Below are 15090 nucleotides of genomic sequence, written 5' to 3' on the forward strand. Positions count from 1 at the left end.
GATTCAGTATTTTTGGTTTCTAGTTCTATCCCCTCAATAATTATTAAATCTGAAAAAGGTAGTACATTATGTAAAACCTTTTTCAATTTTTTATTTTACTACAATTTAATATTATTTTTTCTAATGATAATTGATTCACTAATCTTACTTTATAAATATTGCAGTGCTTTTCTTAATTAGCTTTTTTTCATAACTCTTTATAAGAATAACCAATAAACTACTTAGTAATCCCAAAATAACTAGACTTAATCTCGGGTTTAAAAGCCAATTAAAATAAGCAGCCAGTATCCCTCCAAAAGGAGCAAAAATGGTAGCTATTACAAAAGAACTAGAAAGTATTTTACCAATATTATACTCAGTACTTTCTTGTTGCTGTATTGTTGTAATTGAGACAGAAGCTATTGTAATTAGTCCACTTAAAATTGAGTAACAAATTCCAAAAAAAATCCAATTTTCTACTATTCCGCTTGCCATAATGACAAGTGGGATAGTTGCCATTGATATATTCATTAAGATAAAGGTATCCTTCTTATTTAAAAAAGTAGAAAGAAGGGTTACTGCTATCAAACTACCAAATCCAGCAATGGAGTAAACAATCCCAACAAGACTATTTGATAATTTTAATTACGTCCATTTTTTTCTCTCATTAATTGGACATAGCCCTTTGTTTCTATTTTTGAATTTAAAAACGAGAACTCTCCGCACATTTTATCATAAAAATTACTATAATCTTCTTTTGAAAAATCTCCTAAAATCTCTATCTCAAGATAAAATCCAAGACCATCAATCTTATCTAGATTAATCGTTTTATTTTCTAATTCATCATGATAAGTCTTTCTATATTTACTTATTGTGAAAATATTTGAAAAACCATCTTGCAAGATATTCCTTACAAATTCTAATTTTTCAGATTCTAACTCTATTTCACTTTCACTCCACATTCCTTGTTTTATCGTATCTTTTCTTGTGAAAACACTTGCTCTATTATCATCTTCTTGACGAATTCTGTAGATAAAGCTACCTACCTCATCATTTTCAAATTCTCTTCCTTTTGTTTTAAAATACTCATCAACTTGCTTATTTTCACTCTTAAATTTATAAGATTTTTCTAAATATGAAATAGCATTATTATAATCTCTCTCATCGTTGAGTTCAAATCTCACTTCTAATTCATTCATTAATTTTACCTCTCAATTCTTTAAAGGCTGAAGTCTCTATACATTCACTCAGTCTATAGTAAGTTTCTGTAGATGTTTTATGGACAAAAAGCCTAATATTTTCTTGTACTCATTTTAGCACTTCAATATAATAATGTCAAGAATTTTAATAATGTTTTTTATTTATTTTTATTAAATACATATTTGTATCTTTCTGGATTAAAAAAACGATGCTTAATTGAACATCGTCTTTACTATTCTGTTATATCTGCAATATAATGCTCGATTTTAAGAGCCATTGACATATTGCCCTCAAGCTTATACAGGAAATAAGCCGTTTCAAAGTACTCTTTTACTGCAACTTTAGAAGAAAAATTCTTACTGATATTTCCCATCAATAAATACAAATCAGCCAAAAGATATGTTGTTCTATACGTCTTACATTGCTTTATCGTATCTGTGATTTTAGTAATAGCCTCTTCAGTATTATTCTGCAACCATAGATAGCGACAAACATTATAATTAAATTTAATAGAAAGGTTTAATTCTTCGATGGTGTTTAACTTGAGTTGATTTACTTGACACTCTAACTTTTCTCGAATTTCATTAAAACTCTCTACATCTTCAATATCATAATAAAAATTAAATAGAGTATTTGAAACTTGAAGGTAGATCAGGTCAGTTACATTTAACTGAGACAGTACCTTCTCCAATCTTGCCACACCCTCCTCTTTTTGCCCATAGAGATAAAAATCTATAAGAGATTTTATCCACTCCATATAAAACTTATCTACTAGAGACAAGCGATGTACCTTTACACTCTCTAATTCATATATATATTTCAAAGACTCATAATTTCGATTTGCGATAAATGTCTGGGCTAACTTCTTAAACTCTGATAACTCATCAATCTCCTCTCCAATCTGCTCATTAAAAAAATAATCTATACTAACTTTTAACTTCTTAGACAGAGCATATAAAAAGTCTGCTCCTGGAGTAAATTCTCCATTCTCTAATCGACTAATCTGCCCCTGTTTACATATCCCCTCAGCCAATTCTCGCTGAGACATTTTTAATTCTTTTCGTCTATTTTTTAATCTTGTTGCTAATAGTGTACCCACGTTTGCATTTTCCTTTTCTTTTCTATTCGATTTCAATTTCAATTGTAACATGATTAAATTTTAAATACAAATTAATAAACCAAAAGATACAAATTATATATAAGCAATGACTAGATAGGTTACCTTTGAAAACCTATCCCTTCTTCTTTTGAAATTTTCTTACTCAAGCGATTGATAAAACTATTAACATTAAATGTACTAGATGTTAGACTATCACGTTTAGATTTTGCTATTGATAGATTTAACAGACCAGAAATAGTCTTTTACAACATATCAAATTCAGGAGAATAATAACGATTTTCCCCATTTTTTACACTCTCTAGTTCATAACAATCAATTCATCTTGTCACAAACCTTAGCCCAAAAAATCCACACCAAATCTTTTCGAAAGCTGTTTAAAGCTTTGTACTTACTTTCTGAATTCATAAATCTGAACCTTTACCTCATTTGTCCAATTCCATAATAAAAATAAGGACATTCTAATAAAGGAAGTCCTTATTTTTCCTATTTAATTGGTCAAAATTATTTTATCCTTTTACTAACATTCATTCTCTTACTAAATCATACTTTTTATTAATAACCCTATTTTAGAGTATGTCCGTAAGTTTGAATAATTTGTTGTATATCTTTACGCCTTAGTAATCTTGAAACAGCCTATATATCAACACCTTTTGATAATAAATATGAACCGTAAATATGCCTTCCTGCTGTTGCTATCATGGTTTGACTATCTATCCCAAGTTCGGATAAAAATACTTTCAAGCATTTATTCAATCCATAATTTGTAGAAAGTTTATACCTTCTATCACAAAAGACCAAATCATATTTCTTTAATTCGTCACGATTATAAAGAACCTTATCTTGTTCCTCTTTCAATGCATCCAATACAGATATTAAATCTTTATCAATAAGAATTTCTCTTATGGAAGTATTCGTTTTTTGAGGAACATAATTTGTCGATTTCTAGCAAATCTTTCATACGTCTTTATAGTTTGTCTTTCTGAAAAATAATATTTTCTATTTTATGATTCACCTTCTAATTCTCTTATAATCGAATATAAAGATTCTTTAGTTTTGGGAACAGATTTCTTCAATATAACCTCTACAATTTTAAAATTTAAGTTGGAATAATTATGATAAATAAAATTTCTAAAACCTTTTATCTGAATCCAGTTTATCCTATCTGAATACTTCTATTTTACTTCCTCTGACAATTTGCCTAACGATAACTATTCTCCTACTTATCCCAAATTCATTGCGATAGAATCAACTACCATATCATCATCTAAAGGTAAATTATATCTTCTTGTTTTTTCCAAAACAGCAACAGCCTTATCAAGATATAAAACCATATCCTTCAAATATGCTATATCAGTTTCAAGAGATTGACTTCTCATAAATAACCTCTCTATCATTCAAAAAATTTTTCTTGACTAACTTCCCAATATTTGTTTTTGGAGAAAGTAAATCACTAACCAATAGAATATCTATATTACCATCAAAAATAGTCAAAAGTCTACCATATACATCAAAATAGATCGAATCATCCTCTAACTCCAAAGCAATATCAACATCACTTTTCCCATCAGCTTCGCCCCTAGCATAAGAGCCAAATAGATAAATTTTAGATAAATCATATTGTTTAGCAATAGGAGCAATTTTTTCCTTTATCTGATCTATTGTATAAACCATAGCTTCTATCCTTTTTTTATATTGTCAATACATTACAATCATATCCCTATTAAATAAAGGCTTTAAACTTGTAACTTCTTCTCTAATGCTTGTGCCAAAACTTCTGAATAGTTAATCTTTTCTCGATCAGCAAGACGAACTAGCCATTCAGGAACGGTCACGTTCTTTCTAATCGCCTTGTTACTTCTCACAAAAGGCGCAGGATCTACTTGAATCATTGATACAAAGCCATCTGAAACTTCAATCTTTAAAATATCACTTGGAGTAGGCAACGCCATCCCTTCATCGATATAAGAAGCTAAAACATTTTCAAGCATTTCTCGAGCATTTTTCATCGCTTCTTCGATATTTTTTCCTTCTGTACCACCACCAAATTCTGGAAATTCTACCCAATATCCTGTTCCTTCTTTATGAAATATAGCTGGATACGTTTTTAACATTCTACTACCTCCAACATTCTACTACCTCTGATATAAAAGACTTAGGAAAGTAAAACTTACAATCCTAAATCCTTGAGAATTTTTCTTTCTAATCCCTTTCCCAAATCTTCATTTCCATGAACTGGAATCGTGACAAGATAAGAAAAACCCTCTTTCTTAAAATGATGATGACTTCCTCTTTGACGAACTTCAACCCATCCATTCTCAAGAGCTAGTTTCACCATTTCTTTACCTGTAAGTGGCATATATAGTCGTTACCTCCTTACGCATATCCATTTATCATTATACACATTATGCGTATATTTGTCAAACTAAAACAAATATTTAGCAATAACTACAAAACAAAATAGACCAGCTTCCTGACCTACTTTATTCTATATTCATTGACTTTTGGTCAAATTTTGATCACACTTTGGTCAAAGATTCCAAAAATACTAAGCTATTTTAAAAAACTAAATTGTGATGATTGCCCATAAAAAAACACTTTGAATTTTCTTTGTCTTTCTTTACATTTCAAAAATGCCCCCTGCAGGAATCGAACCTGCAACTACTCCTTAGGAGGGAGTTGTTATATCCATTGAACTAAGGGAGCTAGATAAAAACTCTGCTGAAAAAGCAGAGTTTTTTAGTCGAATTAACGACGGATTTCTTTGATACGAGCGGCTTTACCTTGAAGAGCACGCAAGTAGTACAATTTCGCACGACGTACTTTACCGTAACGAACAACTTCGATTTTTTCAACACGTGGAGTGTGGATTGGGAAGATACGCTCAACACCTACACCGTTAGAGATTTTACGAACTGTGTAGTTTTCTGAGATACCAGCACCTTTACGTGCGATAACAACACCTTCAAAAATCTGGATACGTTCACGGTTACCTTCGACAACTTTCGCGTGTACACGAACAGTGTCACCAGGACGGAATGATGGGATATCTGTACGAAGTTGACCTTCAGTCAAGCTTTGGATTAATGGATTCATTTTATTCTCCTATCTTTGTCAATCTTGAGGAATCTTCCTCAGCGGATAAACTGTATTTTTGTGCGTCCATTACACACAATATACAGTTTACCAAATTTCCACAAAAAAGTAAAGAAATTTATAGCAAAATTCCTAAAAAAATCGCAACCAAACCACCTAGATAGGTCAAAGTCAGGTAAGAATAAAAGACCTTCTTATCACTTAACAGTCTTTGCAGTTCATCATTCAAGGTCGAAAAAGTTGTCAAACCTCCACAAAATCCTGTTGCTAAAATAGCATAGACTTCCTTAGACTCTACATGATTATAGAGTAATCCAATCAAAAAACACCCCAACAGATTTGCAACCAGCGTTCCGAATGGCAATTTAGAAGTTTGATTATAGCGGGAAAAGAAATACCGTACGAGCGCTCCAAGACCACAAGCAATTGCAAGATAGACGATTACCATTTCTTCCTCCCTAAATAGTAAGCCAAAAGTAGGCCTCCACCAATACTCAAAAGCAAATACATGACCAAACTAAGACAACGACCTGTATCAAATAGTTTTACAGCATCTAACATGAGACTAGAAAAGGTTGTCAAACCTCCACAAAATCCTGTACCAAGTGCTAAAACCAAGCCCTTACTGGTTCCCTTATAGACCAGATAGCCCTTGACAAGGTAAATCAAGCAGAAAATGCCTAGATAGTTAACAAGAAGGGTGCCCCAAGGGAAATCTGGACTAGCTGGTAACCAAGTAGAAACAAGGTAGCGCACAAGTCCGCCCAACATAGCAGCTAGAAAAATGCCTAACGGATAAAATTGTTCTTTTTTCATTTGATGTTTTGATCCTGATAATCACGCGAACGTTTGAGTATGTCCGAAAACGTTGCTACAATAGTCTCCTGATAGCGCTTGTCTTCTACACGATTTCTGACCTTTTCAAAAATAACTGCTTCTCTCTTGGTATCTAAAATCGGTTTCCCTGAAGCCTTCTTATAAGCGACAACCCCTTCAACTAAATGCATTCTCTCTTCTAACAGTTTGACAATTTGGTTGTCGATTTGATCAATCTCTTGCCGAATACTCTTTAAATCCATACAATCTCCTCCTTTATTTGAATTATTTTATCAAAAAGCCACCAAATAGGCTAGTAAAATCCCAACTCACGATAAGAAAAATGCACTGATTGATTGCATCAGCGCACATTTATGCTTATCCTACTTTAGCAGCCAATTCTTCTGCGAATTGTTCTAAACGTTCAATGTCTTCTTCCTCAGCAGAGAGATCAACTTTAACACACTCTGAACCTTTTTCTGCTCCTGTTGAAACAAAGACACGATCAAAGTCATCAACAGCTTTACAGAATTCATCGTAGAAAGTATCACCTGAGCCAACCACTCCGTAGATTTTGCCATTCAAGTTGAGGTCTGCTAAGTCTTCGTAGAAGTCCATCATCTCATCTGGCAATTCTCCATCACCATAAGTATAGGTCGCAACGATAGCGATGTCTGCTTCCAAGAAGTCTGAAGCGTCAACAGTTGTACATTCATCAACATCGACATCCAAGCCCAAGTCACGTAATTTGTCTGCTACAATATCTGCAATTTCTTCGGTATTACCGGTCATACTGGCAAATACAATTTTTGCTAATGCCATATCGTCCTCCTCAATTTATCTTTCTCCATTATATCACATCTTTTTCATTTTAAAAATAAAAATTCTTGTGCTACAATGAAATGAGAAAGAATTGAGGTTATTTATGGACATTTGCCATCAAATTTTAGAAAAAATCAAAGAATACGACACGATTATCATTCATCGTCATATGAAACCAGACCCTGATGCCTTGGGAAGTCAAGTGGGCTTGAAAGCCTTGCTAGAATATCATTTCCCTGAAAAAACCATCAAAGCCGTTGGTTATGATGAACCAACTCTAACTTGGATGGCTGAGATGGATCTTGTTGAAGATAGTGTCTACCAAGGGGCACTTGTCATCGTCTGTGATACGGCGAATACTGCTCGAATCGATGATAAGCGCTATAGTCAAGGTGATTTTCTCATTAAGATTGACCACCATCCAAATGATGATGTATATGGTGACCTGTCTTGGGTAGATACTAGTTCAAGCAGCGCTAGCGAGATGATTACCTTATTTGCAGAAACAACTCAAATGGCCTTGTCAGATCGCGCTGCTGAGTTGCTCTTTGCAGGAATTGTTGGTGATACAGGTCGCTTCCTTTATCCTTCTACGACTGCACGGACTCTTCGCCTGGCTGCGTCTCTGAGAGAACAAAACTTTGACTTTGCGGCTCTCACTCGTAAAATGGATACTATGAGCTACAAAATTGCTAAACTTCAAGGCTACATCTACGACCATCTGGAAGTGGATGAAAATGGTGCAGCTCGTGTTATCCTGAGTCAAGAAGTCTTGAAACAATTTAATGTTACCGATGCTGAAACTGCAGCCATTGTCGGTGCACCTGGTCGGATTGACAGCGTCAGTCTCTGGGGAATTTTTGTGGAACAGGCTGATGGCCACTACCGTGTTCGCTTACGAAGTAAAATTCATCCTATCAATGAAATTGCCAAAGAACATGATGGTGGAGGCCACCCTCTAGCAAGTGGTGCTAATTCCTATAGCCTAGAGGAAAACGAAATCATCTACCAAAAGTTAAAAAACTTGCTTAAAAACTGATAAAATACTTGCCAAACTTTTCAGAATCTGATAGACTAGTATGGTAACAATCTATGGCTCGCAAAGAGACCATGGCAGAAAGGAAATATTGCAAAATGAAAAAAGATATCCATCCAGAATATCGCCCAGTTGTCTTCATGGACACAACTACTGGTTACCAATTCCTTAGCGGTTCAACAAAACTCTCTAACGAAACAGTTGAGTTCGAAGGCGAAACTTACCCATTGATCCGTGTGGAAATTTCATCAGACTCACACCCATTCTACACTGGACGTCAAAAGTTCACTCAAGCAGATGGACGCGTGGATCGTTTCAACAAAAAATACGGTCTCAAATAATGATAAAAAGACAGCTTCGGCTGTTCTTTTTTGTTTCTTCAAATCAACTGCTATTTTTATGTTCTAGACTCATACTCTTAGAAAATCTCTTCGGTAATTTAATGTTAGGGGATTTATACTAACAATAGACTTTTAACCCCAAAATTGATAAAATAAAAAAGAAAATAAGATAAAAGGAAACTGTAAATCACCATGATGAACATGCAAAACATGATGCGCCAAGCACAAAAACTTCAAAAACAAATGGAACAAAGCCAAGCTGAACTTGCTGCTATGCAATTTGTTGGCAAATCTGCTCAAGACCTTGTCCAAGCGACCTTAACAGGTGACAAAAAAGTTATCAGCATTGACTTCAATCCAGCTGTCGTTGACCCAGAAGACCTTGAAACTCTTTCTGATATGACCGTTCAAGCCATCAACTCTGCTCTTGAACAAATTGATGAAACTACAAAGAAAAAACTGGGTGCGTTCGCTGGGAAATTGCCATTCTAAGCATTAAAAAAACAAGCATTCAAATGAATACTTGCCTATCGTGGGAGGAACAACTGTTCCTCTTTTTGCTTACTAAAAATTAAAGAATTCCATGGCCTGTTTGAAAAGCAATTCAGTATACTCTGGGTCTTCTTGGGCAATGGTAACTTGATCTTGAATCATTTCCAAATCATCCGTTATCATGCCATCAGCTCCCAAATGAACTGATTTATCAAAGGACTCTGAACTATTGATGGTCCAAACGTACAATTTCTGATCCGTATTCCAAAGCTTGTTGACAAAATTTTCATCTAAAGTTGAATACTCCATGGTGTAACCTGTAGCCTTGGTTCTTGGAAAAATACTATTATAAGGTAGGATGAAATAGACTGGAATTTGAGAATCGTAGGCTAAAACCTGGTCAATCACATGGTAGTCTAAAGATTGCATTTGATGACCATTCTGCTTAAGAACCGTTCCATATTTTTCCATAAATCGTTTCATCATATCTGGGCTATCTTTTCGACTGGTTTTAATCTCAATAAGAAGTTTTTGATGTAATTCATTGGCTTTATTGAGATAGTCATCAAAACTAGACACCTTGCTATGATAACCATTTTCTGAAATATCAAGTTTGGTTAATTCTTTCAAAGTTAGATCCTGTGGATTAGCATTAACACCTGTCAAATTTTTGATATTGGCATCATGCATCATGACAAACTGGCCATCTTTTGTTTCCTGAACATCTGTCTCAACGAAATCTGGAGATAACTGAGCGGTTTTTTCTAGTGATTGAACGGTATTTTGCACACCATTCTTATTAGATACTCCCCTGTGAGAAATGATTAAAGGTTTATTAGCGACTGGAGCTTCTAAATAAACATAACCCTCAAGAGTGAAAAAGATACAAGCACAGCCCATCACTCCCCATCTCATCCAGTGGTCTTTCTTTCTCCTTGGTGTAATTTCTAGTTCTTCTCCTGTTAAGAAGGAAACAAACTTAATGAGAAAGTAAGTCAAGGCTATATAGTGGAAATTCTTAATCAAGACAAAGTTGATAATTCCCAGTACAAGAGATTCCTTATGGGTCAAACCATCCATCAGTGCCTGACTTGCCAAGATTGGAATCAATAAAAGAATGAAAAATAGGTAGGTTTTGACGACAATCCAAAGCAAGTTCCAAGTATAAAACCAGGAGTGCTTTCTTGTCTTCTCTAGACTGTATCTGACTGCTTCTTTGACTGTTTTCTTCTCAAATAAAAGCTGGGGTAAGGCAAACATCAAACGCACTGAAATGTAAAACAGTAGCAAGGCTAGAACAGTGATTACCAAACCGACCAACCAGTACTTATCTTCTACATAGGCTACTATGAATTCCGGAATGACAATTTTATTGAGGTAGTAAATCTTTAAAATCTTTCGAATCAATGGAAAGAGCATCATGACATAAAAGAAGATAAAGGCTATCTTTGAAAGCGTGACTTGTTTCATAAACAAGAAACTTTGGCGAAAGACCTTACGACTGTACTCCAGCAAGGTCCTTTTTTCATGGCATAATAAATGCCGGGCTCCGATAAAGAGAAGTCCTATCTGGTAATAGGCGATCAGTAAATTAACGATTACCAGAATAAATAGAGCAAGACTAACAAATGGCGAACCCGTTATAATGGCAAAAATATTGTTGTAGGATAGAAAGAGATAGCCTGTCTGACGGAGCAAAAGTCCAGCAATCCAAGAATTTGATGGTAACCAGACAAACTCAATCATCATAAAAGTCAAGAAAAATAGAAAGAGTATTTTATCTAGATTAAAGTATATCTGCTTAAAACCTAGATTTTTAGATTTTTCAGGTTTCATAGGCACTCCTAGTCAAATAGTTGAGACAAGTCTAGGCCACCAAAAGGATTGTTTGATAGACTACTTTCTGCCCCTAACAATTCTTTAGCCTGGTCTGACTCTAGAAAGGACTCGTAAACACGCGCCGTCATCCGAGCATCCTCTAGGCTATTATGAGACTGACCTTGAAATCCAAGAAACGAGGCAACGGTTTGCAATTTAAGATTGGCAATACCATGTAGATCCGAACTCCGACGTTCAAAAGCTTCATCATACAAATCCACCTTATACTGTTGGCTATAATCTAAACCATGCTCTGCTAGAATAGGCAAATCACTTTTAGCAGCATTGTAGCCAACCATGGGTAAAGAACCCACAAACTCTTGGAATTCTTTTATGACTTCCTCCACTGTAGGAGCATCTTTTAATGTCTCAGCTGTAATCCCAGTCAAACCATTGATAAAACTTTTTAAAGGTACATTGGTATGAACATAGGAATCATAGGTAGCGATTTCCTGACCATCTCTAAAACGCACTGCCGATACTTGAATCAAGTGTGTTTGCCCTTCATGCTGATTAAATTCTAAGTCAAAAGCAATGTAATCTTCTAATCGTTCCATTCTATACCTCTCCTCTTCTATTGTTTTACTTGAGCAACTATACTATTTAGAAACAAAAGAAGCCATCAGGTTAGCATTTAACCTAAACAGCTCCTTGATTATCCTCCAAATAAACGAGCAAAAAAGCCTTTCTTAGTTGATTGGACTTCTTCTTTTGCTTGGTCCAGCTCTAGCTTAAGATTTTCTTGATCCTTCATGGCTTGAAGGGTCAATTGTTGCTGCTGATCGAGTTGTTTGTCTTTCTCAGCAATCTGACGGTCTTTGATACGCATCTGCTCGTCTTTTTCTGATAACTGACGATCCTTGGCTTTTAATTGTTCATAAAGACGGAGAATTTCTGCATTCTTCTCATCAACTAGAATCTCCATCAGTTCACGTTGCTTGACATCTTCACTGACAGGCTCATCTTCAAAAATCGTTTTTTTATAGATTTCTTCTAGCTTAATCAAGCCACTTCTGGTAACTACCGTTACCCCTTTGTCATTTTTATCTGTGTCTTCTTCTGGTAATTCTTTGACACGGTTATTGATTGCTTGACGAGATAATCCTAAGACCTCTGCAATCTCACTGACGGTCATTTCAATACTCATAATATCCTCTGAAACGTTTTCTAGCTTTTCTTTACTTAAATCTTATCATAAGCTAGAAAAACTGTCAAATTTTCGCTTAAGCTAAGACCTTCAAAAAGGCTAATAAGACTTGAGCAGAGCGACGTCCAGCTTCGATAATAAACTCATCAAAAGAAATGTTTGCTTCATGGTTGGCATTGTCACTCATAGCTCGGATGACTAAGACTGGAAGATTAAGGGCATGAGATGCCTGAGCAATAGCTGCCCCTTCCATCTCAACAGCCAAAACATCTGGGAAATGGGACTTAATCGCTTTTATCTTGTCATTTCCTGCGACAAAACTATCTCCTGTAGCAATCAAACCAAGATGCCAGTTTTGATCCAATTGAGATAAACTCTCTTGGAGTTTGGCAACAAAGGTTTTATCTGATTCGAAATAAAGCGGTTGTTGCGCCATTTGTCCATAAGCATATCCAAAAGCTGTGACATCCACGTCATGATAGGCTAATTTATCAGCAATCACAACATCTCCAACAGCAATACCTTCTGCTACTGCCCCAGCTGATCCCGTATTAATTAGAGCATCCACTTGGAAATGATCAGCCAAAATCGCCACACTCATAGCAGACATGACCTTACCAATTCCACTTTCTACAAGAACGACTTCATGAGAGGCAAGGTTTCCTGTATAATAAGTATTCCCTAAAACAACTTGCTCCTGAGCGTTTTCTAGATGCTGGACCAAATAAGTCAGTTCTTCTGGCATAGCCGCAATAATTCCTATTTTCATTTCAATTCCTTTTCTATTACAAAAGTTTCATTGCTAAGACAAGCAAAATCAAGAGAAAGATGACTGCAAATAAGATTTTATTCAGTTTAGAATTGAAGACATTTCTCTTGGTATTTTCAATGCGACGGCTTTTATGAATAGACGGTTCAACCTGAATCTTCAAGGTTTCCTGGCTAAAACCATGATCCTTAGGATTGGCATAACCAAAACGGGAAGAAGATGTTGGTAAAATCTTAGTCTCCTCATCATCTAGCAAAGGGGGACCTGAAATCTTTTCGCCTCTATTAGCTCTTTCAATCATTTCATCCGTTAATAAAGGTTTACCCATACTGACCTCCTCTATTTTTTGTGCAATTCCCAATACTGAACAGCCATAATTGTCTTGGCATCGCAGATATGACCCGATTGGATCAATTCCTTGGCTTCTTCTAGGCTCACTTCAAGGACTTCCAAGGTTTCATCTTCATCCTGCGGACGTGGATTTTCCACCTTTGTCAAATCTCTTGCTAGGTATAGTTTTAGTTTTTCATTACAGAAGCCAATGGCTGAATAAAAATCGTACAAGAGTTCTAACTTCCCTGTATAGGCTGTTTCTTCCTCTAATTCACGCAGGGCTGCTGCGACAGGGTCTGTATTTTCTCCTACTTCCAGTTTTCCAGCTGGAATTTCGTAAGAGACTGCCTCAATGGCTTTGCGGTACTGCTTGACCAAGATGAGTTTTTGCTCATCTGTCACAGCTAAAACACAGACAGCTCCATTGTGGAAAATCAAATCCCGTTGAGCAGTTCCCTTGCCTTCTGGTAATTCAACCTGATCTTGAACCAGTTTAAAAATTGGTCCTTGATAGATTTCTTTTCGGCTAAGCGTTTTTTCTTCAAATTCCATGATAGGCTCCTACTGATTCTTGGGATGATGAGGAAGGCGAGTTGCATATTCATCTTTATTGACCTGACGACCACGACCAATAGCAATCGCATCTGCTGGCACGTCTTTAGTAATAGTTGAACCAGCCCCAACGAGGGAATTGTCACCTAACTCAACTGGCGCAATAATGGTTGAATTTGAACCAACAAAGACATTGTTACCGATGACTGTTTTATATTTGTTTTTGCCATCGTAGTTGACTGTAATAGTTCCTGCGCCGAAATTAACGTTGCTACCCACTTCACAGTTTCCGATATAAGTCAAATGACCAGCCTTGGTATTCTCACCGATTGAAGAGCCTTTCACTTCAACAAAGTTACCAATATGGACTTGGGCAGCTAGACTTGAACCTGGACGAATGTGGGCGTAAGGTCCGACAGTCACTCCGTCTGCAACACTGCTTTCCTCAATCATAGAGTTAGTAATGACAGCTCCTGCTCCAATAGTGCTATCCACTACATATGTACCATTTGTCAAAACAGTCTCAGCACCAATTTTCGTTTGCCCTTTCAAGGTAACATTGGCTTCGAGTTGAACTTCAGGAGCAATCTCAACATCAATATCGATATAAGTTGCTTCTGGATTAACAAAGCTAACGCCATTAACCATGTGCTGATGATTGATGCGACGACGCATCACTGACTCAGCAGTCGCAAGAGCCACACGGTCGTTTACCCCAAGACTTTCATCAAAATCTTTCAAAGTATAAGCGCCAACTTTTTCACCAGCTTCACGGAAAATGCCAATGACATCTGTAATGTAATATTCGCCTTGAGCATTGTTGGTATTGATATTTTTCAAAGCTTCAAACAAACGCTCGTTATCAAAAACGTAAGTTCCAGTGTTGATTTCCTTGATTTGCTTTTCAAAATCTGTGGCATCCTTCTGCTCCACAATGCGCAGAACTTCAGCATTGTCATTACGAACAATTCGTCCATAGCCGAAAGGATTATCTGTTTCAGCAGTCAAGATAGTGGCCACATTTTTATGATTGATGTGGAAATCAATCAAGTTTTTCAAGCTTTCACCTGTGATTAAAGGAGTATCTCCTGCGATGACCAAGGTGTGACCTGACAAACCTTCTAAGATTGGCTCTGTCATCATAACCGCATGGCCAGTACCCAACTGTTCAGATTGAGTCACAAATTCTGTCTGTCCAGCCAAGACCTCTTCAACCATTTCCGCCTTGTGTCCTACAACTGTTACTGTCTTTTCAGGTTGGATAGCTCCCACACTACGGAAAACATGTTCCAACATAGAAATACCCGCAACCTTATGCAACACTTTTGGCAAATCAGATTTCATGCGAGTCCCTTTACCTGCTGCTAAAATAATGGCATAATTTGACATAATCTTCTCTTTTCTCTAGAAATTCCCTTTTATTATACCATATTTCAAATCATTCCGCGCTCTTGAATGAAAAAATGCTCTAAAGTCCTTTCCTTAACCCATTTTTTGAGTGTTTTTTTTTGA

Annotated in this window: 23 protein-coding genes, 1 tRNA gene and 1 pseudogene; 3 read left to right on the plus strand and 22 right to left on the minus strand. The window is 36.1% G+C overall.

From position 1 onward, the window contains the following. Positions 1-144 precede the first annotated feature (144 nt). The 15 genes and pseudogenes from SK629_RS04615 to SK629_RS04680 form a co-directional block, all read right to left on the minus strand. Positions 145-498, minus strand: a complete 354-nt coding sequence (locus SK629_RS04615; RefSeq protein WP_235219606.1) for a hypothetical protein — start codon at positions 496-498, stop codon at positions 145-147. 122 nt (positions 499-620) lie between these two features. After that, positions 621-1178, minus strand: a complete 558-nt coding sequence (locus SK629_RS04620) for a CYTH domain-containing protein (protein WP_042900798.1) — start codon at positions 1176-1178, stop codon at positions 621-623. A 233-nt stretch (positions 1179-1411) separates the two neighbouring features. After that, positions 1412-2278, minus strand: coding sequence for a helix-turn-helix domain-containing protein (locus SK629_RS04625; protein WP_042900799.1), 867 nt, complete (start codon positions 2276-2278; stop codon positions 1412-1414). Between the two features lie 545 nt (positions 2279-2823). Beyond that, positions 2824-3279, minus strand: a pseudogene (locus SK629_RS12940) (tyrosine-type recombinase/integrase); the annotation flags it as partial. 21 nt (positions 3280-3300) lie between these two features. Further along, positions 3301-3456 (minus strand): HepT-like ribonuclease domain-containing protein, encoded by a 156-nt coding sequence (locus SK629_RS12820; RefSeq protein ID WP_350353751.1) that lies wholly within the window; start codon positions 3454-3456, stop codon positions 3301-3303. Positions 3457-3519: 63 nt separating this feature from the next. Further along, the gene (locus SK629_RS12610; RefSeq protein ID WP_235219608.1) at positions 3520-3675 is read right to left on the minus strand and encodes a hypothetical protein; all 156 of its coding nucleotides are present in this window, start codon (positions 3673-3675) and stop codon (positions 3520-3522) included. Continuing rightward, on the minus strand, positions 3656-3970 hold the full coding sequence (locus SK629_RS04640) for a nucleotidyltransferase family protein (protein WP_042900800.1): 315 nt from the start codon (positions 3968-3970) through the stop codon (positions 3656-3658). The genes SK629_RS12610 and SK629_RS04640 overlap by 20 nt, the downstream gene beginning before the upstream one ends. A gap of 62 nt (positions 3971-4032) precedes the next feature. Beyond that, the gene (locus tag SK629_RS04645) at positions 4033-4410 is read right to left on the minus strand and encodes a type II toxin-antitoxin system HicB family antitoxin (protein ID WP_000921490.1); all 378 of its coding nucleotides are present in this window, start codon (positions 4408-4410) and stop codon (positions 4033-4035) included. 56 nt (positions 4411-4466) lie between these two features. Then, positions 4467-4655, minus strand: coding sequence for a type II toxin-antitoxin system HicA family toxin (locus tag SK629_RS04650; protein WP_001131503.1), 189 nt, complete (start codon positions 4653-4655; stop codon positions 4467-4469). 275 nt (positions 4656-4930) lie between these two features. Continuing rightward, positions 4931-5002, minus strand: a tRNA-Arg gene (locus SK629_RS04655). A gap of 42 nt (positions 5003-5044) precedes the next feature. Next, entirely contained in the window at positions 5045-5392 is a 348-nt protein-coding gene (rplS, locus tag SK629_RS04660; RefSeq protein WP_001068669.1) for a 50S ribosomal protein L19, read from the minus strand. A gap of 118 nt (positions 5393-5510) precedes the next feature. Beyond that, the gene (crcB, locus tag SK629_RS04665) at positions 5511-5840 is read right to left on the minus strand and encodes a fluoride efflux transporter CrcB (RefSeq protein WP_042900801.1); all 330 of its coding nucleotides are present in this window, start codon (positions 5838-5840) and stop codon (positions 5511-5513) included. After that, complete coding sequence (crcB, locus tag SK629_RS04670) at positions 5834-6208, minus strand: fluoride efflux transporter CrcB (RefSeq protein WP_042900802.1); 375 nt, start codon at positions 6206-6208, stop codon at positions 5834-5836. Before crcB (SK629_RS04670) ends, crcB (SK629_RS04665) begins: the two co-directional genes overlap by 7 nt. Continuing rightward, a complete protein-coding gene (locus SK629_RS04675; RefSeq protein ID WP_042900803.1) occupies positions 6205-6471 on the minus strand; it encodes a chorismate mutase in 267 nt (88 codons plus the stop codon). Before SK629_RS04675 ends, crcB (SK629_RS04670) begins: the two co-directional genes overlap by 4 nt. A 115-nt stretch (positions 6472-6586) precedes the next feature. After that, a complete protein-coding gene (locus tag SK629_RS04680; RefSeq protein ID WP_001162128.1) occupies positions 6587-7030 on the minus strand; it encodes a flavodoxin in 444 nt (147 codons plus the stop codon). 103 nt (positions 7031-7133) lie between these two features. Here SK629_RS04680 and SK629_RS04685 point away from each other — a divergent pair, with 103 nt between their 5' ends. From SK629_RS04685 to SK629_RS04695, 3 genes are all read left to right on the plus strand, one after another. Continuing rightward, entirely contained in the window at positions 7134-8069 is a 936-nt protein-coding gene (locus SK629_RS04685; RefSeq protein WP_042900804.1) for a DHH family phosphoesterase, read from the plus strand. Between the two features lie 95 nt (positions 8070-8164). Continuing rightward, on the plus strand, positions 8165-8407 hold the full coding sequence (locus tag SK629_RS04690) for a type B 50S ribosomal protein L31 (RefSeq protein ID WP_042900805.1): 243 nt from the start codon (positions 8165-8167) through the stop codon (positions 8405-8407). Positions 8408-8599: 192 nt separating this feature from the next. Beyond that, positions 8600-8899: a YbaB/EbfC family nucleoid-associated protein gene (locus SK629_RS04695; protein ID WP_042900806.1), complete on the plus strand. Its 300-nt coding sequence runs from the start codon at positions 8600-8602 to the stop codon at positions 8897-8899. 72 nt (positions 8900-8971) lie between these two features. Here SK629_RS04695 and SK629_RS04700 read toward each other — a convergent pair whose 3' ends face one another. The 7 genes from SK629_RS04700 to glmU form a co-directional block, all read right to left on the minus strand. Next, positions 8972-10735 (minus strand): glycerophosphoryl diester phosphodiesterase membrane domain-containing protein, encoded by a 1764-nt coding sequence (locus SK629_RS04700; protein WP_042900807.1) that lies wholly within the window; start codon positions 10733-10735, stop codon positions 8972-8974. Positions 10736-10743: 8 nt separating this feature from the next. After that, entirely contained in the window at positions 10744-11334 is a 591-nt protein-coding gene (locus SK629_RS04705) for a 3'-5' exonuclease (RefSeq protein WP_042900808.1), read from the minus strand. 98 nt (positions 11335-11432) lie between these two features. Then, positions 11433-11924 carry a chromosome segregation protein RocS gene (gene rocS, locus SK629_RS04710; protein WP_000021242.1) on the minus strand — a complete coding sequence of 164 codons (492 nt, stop codon included), beginning with the start codon at positions 11922-11924 and terminating at the stop codon, positions 11433-11435. 76 nt (positions 11925-12000) lie between these two features. Beyond that, complete coding sequence (locus tag SK629_RS04715) at positions 12001-12693, minus strand: 5'-methylthioadenosine/adenosylhomocysteine nucleosidase (RefSeq protein WP_042900810.1); 693 nt, start codon at positions 12691-12693, stop codon at positions 12001-12003. Between the two features lie 16 nt (positions 12694-12709). Beyond that, complete coding sequence (gene macP, locus SK629_RS04720; RefSeq protein WP_000517861.1) at positions 12710-13021, minus strand: cell wall synthase accessory phosphoprotein MacP; 312 nt, start codon at positions 13019-13021, stop codon at positions 12710-12712. Positions 13022-13032: 11 nt separating this feature from the next. Further along, positions 13033-13578 (minus strand): NUDIX hydrolase, encoded by a 546-nt coding sequence (locus SK629_RS04725; RefSeq protein WP_042900811.1) that lies wholly within the window; start codon positions 13576-13578, stop codon positions 13033-13035. A 9-nt stretch (positions 13579-13587) separates the two neighbouring features. Further along, the gene (gene glmU, locus SK629_RS04730) at positions 13588-14967 is read right to left on the minus strand and encodes a bifunctional UDP-N-acetylglucosamine diphosphorylase/glucosamine-1-phosphate N-acetyltransferase GlmU (protein WP_042900812.1); all 1380 of its coding nucleotides are present in this window, start codon (positions 14965-14967) and stop codon (positions 13588-13590) included. Between the last annotated feature and the right edge of the window lie 123 nt (positions 14968-15090).

The organism is Streptococcus mitis, from assembly GCF_000722695.1.
In the GTDB taxonomy this organism is placed as follows: Bacteria; Bacillota; Bacilli; order Lactobacillales; family Streptococcaceae; genus Streptococcus; species Streptococcus mitis_O.

Excerpts from the sequence above, each read along its gene's own strand:
- SK629_RS04615 (WP_235219606.1), bottom strand. The coding sequence starts at position 498 with ATGGCAACTATCCCACTTGTCATTATGGCAAGCGGAATAGTAGAAAAT.
- SK629_RS04620 (WP_042900798.1), bottom strand. The coding sequence starts at position 1,178 with ATGAATGAATTAGAAGTGAGATTTGAACTCAACGATGAGAGAGATTAT.
- SK629_RS12610 (WP_235219608.1), bottom strand. The coding sequence starts at position 3,675 with ATGAGAAGTCAATCTCTTGAAACTGATATAGCATATTTGAAGGATATG.
- SK629_RS04640 (WP_042900800.1), bottom strand. The coding sequence starts at position 3,970 with ATGGTTTATACAATAGATCAGATAAAGGAAAAAATTGCTCCTATTGCT.
- SK629_RS04645 (WP_000921490.1), bottom strand. The coding sequence starts at position 4,410 with ATGTTAAAAACGTATCCAGCTATATTTCATAAAGAAGGAACAGGATAT.
- SK629_RS04650 (WP_001131503.1), bottom strand. The coding sequence starts at position 4,655 with ATGCCACTTACAGGTAAAGAAATGGTGAAACTAGCTCTTGAGAATGGA.
- rplS (WP_001068669.1), bottom strand. The coding sequence starts at position 5,392 with ATGAATCCATTAATCCAAAGCTTGACTGAAGGTCAACTTCGTACAGAT.
- crcB (WP_042900801.1), bottom strand. The coding sequence starts at position 5,840 with ATGGTAATCGTCTATCTTGCAATTGCTTGTGGTCTTGGAGCGCTCGTA.
- crcB (WP_042900802.1), bottom strand. The coding sequence starts at position 6,208 with ATGAAAAAAGAACAATTTTATCCGTTAGGCATTTTTCTAGCTGCTATG.
- SK629_RS04675 (WP_042900803.1), bottom strand. The coding sequence starts at position 6,471 with ATGGATTTAAAGAGTATTCGGCAAGAGATTGATCAAATCGACAACCAA.
- SK629_RS04680 (WP_001162128.1), bottom strand. The coding sequence starts at position 7,030 with ATGGCATTAGCAAAAATTGTATTTGCCAGTATGACCGGTAATACCGAA.
- SK629_RS04685 (WP_042900804.1), top strand. The coding sequence starts at position 7,134 with ATGGACATTTGCCATCAAATTTTAGAAAAAATCAAAGAATACGACACG.
- SK629_RS04690 (WP_042900805.1), top strand. The coding sequence starts at position 8,165 with ATGAAAAAAGATATCCATCCAGAATATCGCCCAGTTGTCTTCATGGAC.
- SK629_RS04695 (WP_042900806.1), top strand. The coding sequence starts at position 8,600 with ATGATGAACATGCAAAACATGATGCGCCAAGCACAAAAACTTCAAAAA.
- SK629_RS04700 (WP_042900807.1), bottom strand. The coding sequence starts at position 10,735 with ATGAAACCTGAAAAATCTAAAAATCTAGGTTTTAAGCAGATATACTTT.
- SK629_RS04705 (WP_042900808.1), bottom strand. The coding sequence starts at position 11,334 with ATGGAACGATTAGAAGATTACATTGCTTTTGACTTAGAATTTAATCAG.
- rocS (WP_000021242.1), bottom strand. The coding sequence starts at position 11,924 with ATGAGTATTGAAATGACCGTCAGTGAGATTGCAGAGGTCTTAGGATTA.
- SK629_RS04715 (WP_042900810.1), bottom strand. The coding sequence starts at position 12,693 with ATGAAAATAGGAATTATTGCGGCTATGCCAGAAGAACTGACTTATTTG.
- macP (WP_000517861.1), bottom strand. The coding sequence starts at position 13,021 with ATGGGTAAACCTTTATTAACGGATGAAATGATTGAAAGAGCTAATAGA.
- SK629_RS04725 (WP_042900811.1), bottom strand. The coding sequence starts at position 13,578 with ATGGAATTTGAAGAAAAAACGCTTAGCCGAAAAGAAATCTATCAAGGA.
- glmU (WP_042900812.1), bottom strand. The coding sequence starts at position 14,967 with ATGTCAAATTATGCCATTATTTTAGCAGCAGGTAAAGGGACTCGCATG.